The sequence below is a fragment of the Flagellimonas alvinocaridis genome (assembly GCF_004916895.1).
In the GTDB taxonomy this organism is placed as follows: Bacteria; Bacteroidota; Bacteroidia; order Flavobacteriales; family Flavobacteriaceae; genus Flagellimonas; species Flagellimonas alvinocaridis.
Window position 1 is genome coordinate 20,733 of sequence record NZ_SNTZ01000019.1, and the last position, 8,470, is coordinate 29,202.

10 protein-coding genes and 1 tRNA gene are annotated in these 8,470 nt (G+C 41.6%); 9 read left to right on the forward strand and 2 right to left on the reverse strand.

Annotation, left to right across the window (positions count from 1 at the left end):
* Positions 1 to 5: 5 nt before the first annotated feature.
* Entirely contained in the window at positions 6 to 893 is an 888-nt protein-coding gene (locus EZV76_RS16465; protein ID WP_136567627.1) for a LysR family transcriptional regulator, read from the reverse strand.
* A 73-nt stretch (positions 894 to 966) separates the two neighbouring features.
* On the opposite strand from EZV76_RS16465, the gene EZV76_RS16470 reads away from it, so the two are divergent.
* The 6 genes from EZV76_RS16470 to EZV76_RS16495 all read left to right on the forward strand — a co-directional run bounded on the left by EZV76_RS16470 (position 967) and on the right by EZV76_RS16495 (position 6,753).
* On the forward strand, positions 967 to 1,890 hold the full coding sequence (locus EZV76_RS16470; protein WP_136567628.1) for a DUF1338 domain-containing protein: 924 nt from the start codon (positions 967 to 969) through the stop codon (positions 1,888 to 1,890).
* A 120-nt stretch (positions 1,891 to 2,010) separates the two neighbouring features.
* Complete coding sequence (locus tag EZV76_RS16475) at positions 2,011 to 2,943, forward strand: TerC family protein (protein ID WP_136567629.1); 933 nt, start codon at positions 2,011 to 2,013, stop codon at positions 2,941 to 2,943.
* A 170-nt stretch (positions 2,944 to 3,113) separates the two neighbouring features.
* On the forward strand, positions 3,114 to 4,952 hold the full coding sequence (locus EZV76_RS16480) for a glycoside hydrolase family 2 protein (RefSeq protein WP_236640952.1): 1,839 nt from the start codon (positions 3,114 to 3,116) through the stop codon (positions 4,950 to 4,952).
* Positions 4,953 to 4,956: 4 nt separating this feature from the next.
* Positions 4,957 to 6,084: a galactose-1-epimerase gene (locus EZV76_RS16485; RefSeq protein WP_136567630.1), complete on the forward strand. Its 1,128-nt coding sequence runs from the start codon at positions 4,957 to 4,959 to the stop codon at positions 6,082 to 6,084.
* A gap of 152 nt (positions 6,085 to 6,236) precedes the next feature.
* Positions 6,237 to 6,647, forward strand: coding sequence for a 6-pyruvoyl trahydropterin synthase family protein (locus tag EZV76_RS16490; protein ID WP_136567631.1), 411 nt, complete (start codon positions 6,237 to 6,239; stop codon positions 6,645 to 6,647).
* A gap of 31 nt (positions 6,648 to 6,678) precedes the next feature.
* A tRNA-Val gene (locus tag EZV76_RS16495) sits at positions 6,679 to 6,753 on the forward strand.
* Positions 6,754 to 6,803: 50 nt separating this feature from the next.
* Here EZV76_RS16495 and EZV76_RS17120 read toward each other — a convergent pair.
* Positions 6,804 to 6,965: a hypothetical protein gene (locus EZV76_RS17120; RefSeq protein ID WP_161594437.1), complete on the reverse strand. Its 162-nt coding sequence runs from the start codon at positions 6,963 to 6,965 to the stop codon at positions 6,804 to 6,806.
* A gap of 166 nt (positions 6,966 to 7,131) precedes the next feature.
* Here EZV76_RS17120 and EZV76_RS16500 point away from each other — a divergent pair, with 166 nt between their 5' ends.
* The 3 genes from EZV76_RS16500 (at position 7,132) to EZV76_RS16510 (ending at position 8,388) form a co-directional block, all read left to right on the forward strand.
* Positions 7,132 to 7,338 carry a helix-turn-helix transcriptional regulator gene (locus tag EZV76_RS16500; RefSeq protein WP_116218651.1) on the forward strand — a complete coding sequence of 69 codons (207 nt, stop codon included), beginning with the start codon at positions 7,132 to 7,134 and terminating at the stop codon, positions 7,336 to 7,338.
* 14 nt (positions 7,339 to 7,352) lie between these two features.
* Positions 7,353 to 7,634 carry a hypothetical protein gene (locus tag EZV76_RS16505; protein ID WP_136567632.1) on the forward strand — a complete coding sequence of 94 codons (282 nt, stop codon included), beginning with the start codon at positions 7,353 to 7,355 and terminating at the stop codon, positions 7,632 to 7,634.
* Positions 7,635 to 7,737: 103 nt separating this feature from the next.
* Positions 7,738 to 8,388 (forward strand): DUF4062 domain-containing protein, encoded by a 651-nt coding sequence (locus EZV76_RS16510; protein ID WP_136567633.1) that lies wholly within the window; start codon positions 7,738 to 7,740, stop codon positions 8,386 to 8,388.
* The last annotated feature ends 82 nt before the right edge of the window (positions 8,389 to 8,470 follow it).

Genomic DNA, 8,470 nt, shown 5'->3' on the forward strand with positions numbered 1-8,470 from the left:
ACTGATTAAAGCATCTTTAGAAAATTCTGGAAAGCAGCATTATCGTTGTTTTTGTTCCAGACGGCAAAAAGATTTGTTTTGATTGGGATTTTGGTAAGTTCAATAAAGCGTATGTCGTAATTGAATTCGTCCCGCAACGAGTTGGGTACAATAGAAATGCCCATGCCATTCTCCACAAGTTTAAAAATAGTGGGGCCATGAATGGAACGATGGGAAATTTGGGGAACAAAACCTTGGGCCGAGCATATATTTAGGATTTGCTGATAGTACAAAGGACTTTTTGCATTGGGGAAAAGAATAAAACGCTCCTGGGCCAACTGGCCAAGGTTTTTAAAATTAGCTTCGGTAATGGGGTGTTTGCGAGGAAGTACCAATGAAAAATTTTCTTCAAACACGGATTTGATGTTCATGTTGGAATCAATCTGATTGGAGCGCATAAAGCCAATATCCAAATCACCCTTGTCTAGGGCTTGAAGTTGCTCTTCATTGGTCAATTCTTCCAAATGTAACCGTATCTTGGGATATTTCTTTCCAAATTTCTTAAGTAATGGAGGCATGTAAAGTTGCATTGCCGAGCCTACAAAGCCAATGTGTACTTCGCCTTCATGGCCATTGAGCTCCAATTGCCATCGTTCAAGTGACCTTTTTATCTGTGCATCTATCAACCGAGCTTCCCGCAAGAATAAGTGGCCGGCTCTGTTTAGGCTAACAGTCCTGTTGGTCCTATTGAACAGCCGGGTTCCCACGATTGCTTCAAGTTGTTTGATTTGTTGACTCAATGCAGACTGCGAAATATGCAGGTTCTCTGCAGCTTTTCCAAAGTGAAGGGCATCAGCCAATGCCATAAAACTTTTAATATGGTGCAGTTCTAATTGATTAATAACATTAATCATTCTATAATTAATAAGAATTGTTTGTAATCAAAAGTACATTTAATTTTGATGTGATAAAGAAAAATCATAAGCTATGAAAACGGTTGACATTGAAGGGTTAAAACAAGTATTGAAAGCCTTGATGGGGCCTTACAGGGAAAGAGTCCCAGATGTAGAGAAAATTACTGGGGCTATGATAGAAAAGGGGATGATCGATAATCAAGATGATATTGTGAACGATCATATAGCTTTTAGGACCATGGGTGTTCCCAATTTGGGAATTGCATCTTTTGAGAAGATTTTTCTGAATTATGGGTATACCAAAAAGGATTACTACTTTTTTGAAGGAAAAAAGCTGAACGCGTATTGGTATGCGCCACCGCAGCCAGAGTTTCCCAGAATATTTATTAGTGAATTGCGGGTGGATGACTTGTCAATGGAGGCACAAGACACCATTAAGAAATATACTGGAAACATAAACAGTGATCCTGTTGATGATTTGGATTTGGATAACCCTTCGGAAGTGGGGAACTTTTTCTATAAACCATTGTGGGAGTTGCCAACATTGTCTGACTTCAATGCACTTGCCCAAGAAAGTGAATATGCCGCTTGGGTAATCTACAACAGATACTATCTTAACCACTATACGATAAGCGTCCACGATTTGCCAGAAGCATATAACACCATTGAAAAGTTTAATGCATTTTTGGAGTCTATTGGCGTAAAGCTCAATTCTTCAGGGGGAAAGGTGAAGATCAGCGAAGATGGTTTGCTCAAGCAGAGCAGTTCCATTGCACAAATGATTGAAGCTGATTTTGCGAGAGGTGAAACGGCCGAGATAGCCGGAAGCTATGTGGAGTTTGCCGAACGATTGCCATTACCGGGCCATGTAAAGCAATCAGGACTGGTGGACCGTGCCCAACGTAGGGATGGCTTTGAATCTGCTAATGCTGATAAGATTTTTGAAAGCACCTATAGCGAGCAGACCAATGCTTTAAAAAACCATTTACAGGGTTGATGATTGCATTGTTCCGAGAGAATTTTCAAGTGAAGAACAGTATCAAATCAGAAAAATCCAATAAGTATTTTAGGAGATAAAACCATTGTGTAATTTCGTTGACATCAATTTACTGATGTTATGATAGTTTGGGGACTGTTCCTGCTGGGAATCCTTGTCTTTTTGGCATTGGATTTAGGGGTGTTCAATAAAAACGCCCATGTTATAAGCGTTAAAGAAGCTTCACTTTGGACCACAGTCTGGGTTTCGCTTTCCTTTTTGTTTTCTGGGGTCATTTACTGGCTTTATGCCACGGATAAGATTGACAATGTAGATGCTTTGGCCCCAATGGAGGCCTCACTCAAATATATTACAGGGTATCTCATTGAGTTATCACTCAGTATAGACAATATTTTTGTGATCGCCGTGATTTTTAGCTCGTTCCAAATCCCACAAAAGTATCAGCATCGTGTGCTGTTCTGGGGAATCTTGGGAGCCATTATTTTCCGCGGATTGATGATATTTTTTGGCGTGGCACTCATCAAGAAGTTTAGTTTTACAACCTACATTTTTGGGGCTTTCTTAATTTTTACGGCCATCCGCATGCTGCGTTCCAAAGAAAAACCCTTCAACCCAAAAACATCTGCTATCTACAAGAACTTGCGAAAGGTTATGCCCATAACTTCCCATATGGAAGGCCAAAAGTTTTTTGTCAAATTAAGACACATTACTGCGGCAACACCCCTTTTTATTGCTTTGGTGGTCATAGAATTCACGGATGTTCTCTTTGCGTTGGATAGTGTACCGGCCATATTGGCCATAACTTCAGACCCATTTTTGGTGTTCAGTTCCAATATGTTTGCCATTCTTGGATTGCGATCTATGTATTTTTTTCTGGCCAATATGTTGGATAGGTTCCATTACCTAAAGTACAGTTTGGTGGCTATACTAAGTTTCGTGGGTGTTAAGCTTCTATTGGCCCATCATTACATTTTTCCTGAATGGATGTCATTAGGGTTTATTGCGCTTTCTCTGCTAGTTGGTGTTTTGGCTTCAATGAAGAAAGTCAAGTAATTTTTGCGGTAAAAAATTAGGGTGCTCGAATAGAAATCCATTTCAATTGAGATTAAAAAAACCGATGAATATTGTTTTGCTTGATAAATAAAAGTTTTTTGTACTTTTATTCTGCACATAAAAAAGGGTCGATGTCAATTTTGCTCGACCTCTCAAAAACAAAAACAGATATGATTCGTACAAAGACCATGGTCAGCGGCATTTTTATTCTTTGCTTTCTGGCCCTTTCCCAATTTGTGGATGCCCAAGAGAGCTCTTCGGATTTGAAGACCCAATGGGCCAGTCAGCTAAATGTTGATAAGCCTTTGCCAGAGTACCCACGGCCCCAATTAAAAAGGGCTAAATGGGAAAACCTTAATGGACAATGGGACTATGGTATCACGAATCAGGCTGGTGAAGCACCGGTCACCTATGATGGGAAGATCACGGTCCCCTTTGCGGTAGAATCTTCATTATCTGGAGTCAAAAAAAGGGTAGGGGATGATGAAGTGGTCTGGTACCGTACAAAATTCCAAGTACCGGCCTCATGGAAAAATCAAAATGTGGTATTGCATTTTGGAGCGGTGGATTGGGAAGCCACGGTGTATGTGAACGGCAAGTTGGTGGGGATGCACCAAGGCGGGTATGATCCTTTTTCATTTGATGTCACCACTACCTTGAACCGTTCAGGTTGGCAAGAACTAGTGGTTAAAGTATGGGATCCTTCCAGCGACGGTACCCAACCCAGGGGCAAGCAGGTGACAAAGCCCAGTGGCATATGGTATACCCCGGTTACGGGAATATGGCAAACCGTTTGGATGGAACCCGTTCCCAAACAATCCATCCAAAATATAAAAATCACCCCCGATATTGATCAGGGCAGATTGATGGTAAAGACCGTGGGCAACGGACAGCTTGGAGATGGGTATTCGGTACAGCTTACGGCGCTTGATGGAGGCACTACGGTAGCTTCGGCCAAAGGTTCCGTTGGACAAGATGTGGCGTTGAACATCAAGGACGCCAAACTATGGTCACCGGACAATCCATTTTTGTACGACCTAAAGGTCGCCTTGTTGCGCAATGGCAAAAAAGTGGACGAGGTGGAAAGCTATTTTGGCATGCGAAAGATTTCTGCGGTGAAGGATGCCAACGGCCACATGCGAATGGCCCTGAACAATCAAGTGCTTTTCCAATACGGTACTTTGGACCAAGGCTGGTGGCCCGATGGTCTGTACACGGCTCCTTCGGATGAAGCCCTGGCCTACGACATTGAGGTGACCAAAAAACTGGGATTCAACACCATCAGAAAACATGTGAAAGTGGAACCTGCCAGATGGTACTACCACTGCGACCGATTGGGCATGTTGGTATGGCAGGATATGCCCAATGGCGATAAAAGTGCCGATTGGAGAGGACCATCCGGCTATGATGGAAGGGAAATGGAGCGAAGTGCACAATCGGCCCATCAATATTATAAGGAATGGAAGGCGATCATGAACGCCAATCACAACAACCCCTCTATAGTCATGTGGGTGCCCTTCAATGAGGCATGGGGGCAGTTCAATACGGTTGAGGTCATCAATTGGACCATGGAATACGATCCTTCCCGCTTGGTCAATGGCCCCAGTGGAGGGAATTTCTTCGCGGCTGGCCATACGGTGGATGAGCACAGATACCCCGGACCCTCTATGCCTCAAAGAAATCTTCACGCCCCGGACATCATCAACGGAAGAATCCTTTTATTGGGTGAATTTGGCGGACTGGGATTGCCGTTGGAAGGACATTTGTGGCAAAAGGACAAAAACTGGGGGTATAGAAACCTTACCGGAAGGGAAGAATTACTGACCTCGTACAAAGAGCTGTTGGTCAAAATCCCCGCATTGATCAAGGACGGACTTTCTGCGGCCATTTATACCCAGACCACGGATGTTGAAGGCGAGGTAAATGGTCTTATGACTTATGACAGGGCCATTATCAAAATGGATGTGGATGAAGTGCACAAAGCCAATTCAGCCTTGTACAAAAACTAGGTCCATGAAAAAAGTAATTCATTTAATAGTAGTTTCTTTACTTCTTTTTAGCTGCGTGAAACCTCAAGAAAAGAACATAAAACGGATAGACAAGAAAAATTTCGAGAAGATTGTAGATGGCAAGCCAGTTAGCCTTTACGTTCTTGAAAATGAACAAGGCACAGTGGCTGAGATTACCAATTACGGCGGCAAGGTCGTTTCCTTATGGCTGCCCGATAAATCGGGTAATTATGAGGACGTGGTCCTCGGACATGAAAATATCGATGATTTCCTTAACGCCAAGGAGAAATATTTTGGTGCCCTTATTGGGCGTTATGGCAATCGGATTGCCCATGGAAAGTTCACTTTGGACGGCATGGAGTACACCTTGGCCACCAATAATGGAGCCAATTCCCTTCATGGAGGAAACAAGGGTTTTGATGCCGTGGTATGGGATGCCAAACAAGTGGATGCACAGACCTTGGAACTGACTTATCTCTCCAAAGATGGGGAAGAGGGATATCCGGGGAATCTATCGGTACGGGTGTCGTACCAATTAACGGATGAAAATGAACTCAAAATAGAATACTGGGCCACAACGGACCAAAGCACCGTGGTGAACCTCACCCACCATTCGTTCTTTAACCTGCATGGTGCGGGCAATGGTACGATCAATGACCATCTCCTTCAGATACATGCGGCACATTATACCCCAGTGGATGCGGGATTGATTCCGACCGGTGAGATTGCAACCGTTGAAGGCACTCCGTTCGATTTTCAGGAATCAAAGCCCATTGGGGTAGAATTGGAGATCAAAAACCAACAGTTGGACTACGGTATGGGATACGACCATAATTTTGTGCTTAAGCAAAACGGCGAAGGCCTCAACTATGCGGCCAAGGTGGTGGAACCCATTTCCGGTAGGGTCATGGAAGTATATACCAATGAGCCCGGGATGCAGTTTTATGGGGGCAATTTCTTGGATGGCTCCATTGTGGGCAAGGAGGACAAGGCCTATGAATTTAGGACGGCATTTTGTTTGGAGACCCAACATTTTCCGGATAGTCCCAACCAGCCCAATTTTCCCTCCACCCGATTGGACCCGGGAGAGGAATATTATTCCATTTGCGTGTATAGATTTTTGGTGGAGTAAGGGTAGGCATGGAATTCTCGGTGTGTATTTGGATCTATTTGGTGCATTAAGGGCACTATTGGCCATAAAAACGAGGGTTTCTTAAAAAACCTGATTAATTTTGCAGCCTCGGAGGGATTTTGATGCATCCCTTTGTTAAAATGATCTGCGGTATGATTGCGACAATATGTAGAAAGGCCCATTTCAATGCAGCGCACCGGCTCCACAATCCCAAATGGAGCCAAGAAAAGAACATTGCCATGTTTGGCAAATGCAACAGCCCCAACTATCACGGGCACAATTTTGACCTTGAGGTGCGGATCAGGGGAGAGGTGGACCCGGACACGGGTTTTGTGATGGACCTGGCCGTACTGGGCGATTTGATCCGGGCGGAAGTGGAGGAACGCTTTGACCATAAGAACCTGAACGAGGACTGCCCCGAGTTTGCGGACCTGCTGCCCACCACGGAGTATTTTGTGAAGGTGATCTACGATATTTTAAAGCCCAAACTGGCCCAAGGCCAATTGTTGCACATTACCCTGCACGAAACGCAAAAGAATTCTGCGGAATATGGGGATTGGTAACAATTTTTCCGATATTGCACCGCTTTTTAATGGGATATTAGCTCAGTTGGTTTAGAGCGCTGCCTTGACAGGGCAGAGGTCACTGGTTCGAATCCAGTATATCCCACTTTCTTTGGCCCCTTGGCCGTTACCGCCCGATGTTCTTCGGGTATTTTTTTACTCGTATTCCGCGATCTTGTCCCGTAATTTTAGGTTGTCCCGCACCAAACGCTCGTTGCGCAGTTGTAGGCGGTCCATTGCTTTTTGAAGGATCTGGAGGCTCTCCAACTGTAGGCCTATGATCTGTTCCAGATCGGATTTGGTGTAGGTTTTGCTCATAATTATGTTTTTAATTTCTGAGAAAAAACTTTAAAAGTTTATTTATCTCCCAATAAAGCATATCAAAGTTATATAAAGATTTTTAAAACTCCTAATAAGGTATATTTTAATGCTTACAGTATTTATTTCTCTTGGTTATTTTTATTGTTGAATCATCGCATTTACTATGGATAAACCATTTTATAATAGAGTTAAAGCGGTTTTAGCTGAAAAGGGAAAAACCAATAAATGGCTGGCTGAACAATTGGATATGAATACAAATACCATTTCAAAATGGTGTAGAAACGAAATGCAACCGAGGGTGGAAAATCTATTTCAGATAGCCGAGGTTTTGGATGTGAATGTGAGGGAGCTTCTTGTTTCGACCAAGTAACTTTCAAATGAACGATGAGTAACAAAAGAATAGCAAAAATTAAAAAGAAATATGACCAATTAACACTAAGCCTTGTTGTTATAGCTATCTTTTTTATGGCTTATGGCATTTATCATTATCTTTTTTTGGGCACTTCTATTGTAACCCATCCCAAAGTACCAACACCAAGTTTATCAGATGGATCAGTCACTATTTTTTTTGGAATCATCTTTTTAGGTTTAGCATTATATCGAATAATTAGAAGAGAAAAATTAATAGAACAGATTGATCAAATGAAAAGATCAAATAGAAAATAAAGTCCAAATAAATCTGTGGAACAATTGAAAGGATCAATAGCGGAATTTCTAGATGTGGATGTATTTTATATTTATATAAACAAGTTGTACAAAATAAAAGAAAATGGCAAAACCTAGAATATTTGTAAGTTCAACATTTTATGATTTAAAACATATAAGGTCGTCATTGGATAATTTCATAGAAACACTTGGATACGAATCAATCCTATCTGAAAAGGGCGATATTGCATATTCTTTTGACTTACCTTTAGATGAATCTTGTTACAGAGAAATTGAAAATGTTGACATATTTGTTCTAATTATTGGAGGAAGATATGGTACTCAAGCAAGTAAAGAAGTAAAAAAACCGAGTAAGAAATTTTTCGATAGATACGAAAGTATTACTAAAAAGGAATATGAAGCAGCTGCCAAAAAAGATATTCCAATCTATGTTCTAATCGAATCTAATGTTTATAATGAGTATCGAACTTATTTAAGAAATAAAACGACAACCGATATCAATTACGCTCACGTTGATTCCGTCAACATATTTCACTTTATTGAAGAAATACTTTCTAAACCGAGAAATAACCCAATTTATTCATTTGAAAAATTTGAGCAAATTGAAAGTTGGCTCAAAGAACAATGGGCAGGTAGTTTTAGAGAGTTACTTAACAGAAAAGTTCAGCAAAACCAAATTAAAACTTTAACTGTACGTCTTCAAACGAATCTGAACTGGCCCAGTCCAAAGTTAAGTCATAGTTTCAACTTTTGAATTTGGTGCTCTTTTCTTCTTTTGAGCATCGTTCTTCTCTTTATCAATTTACGGTTTTCCAATATCTTTTTGTCCAATCCAA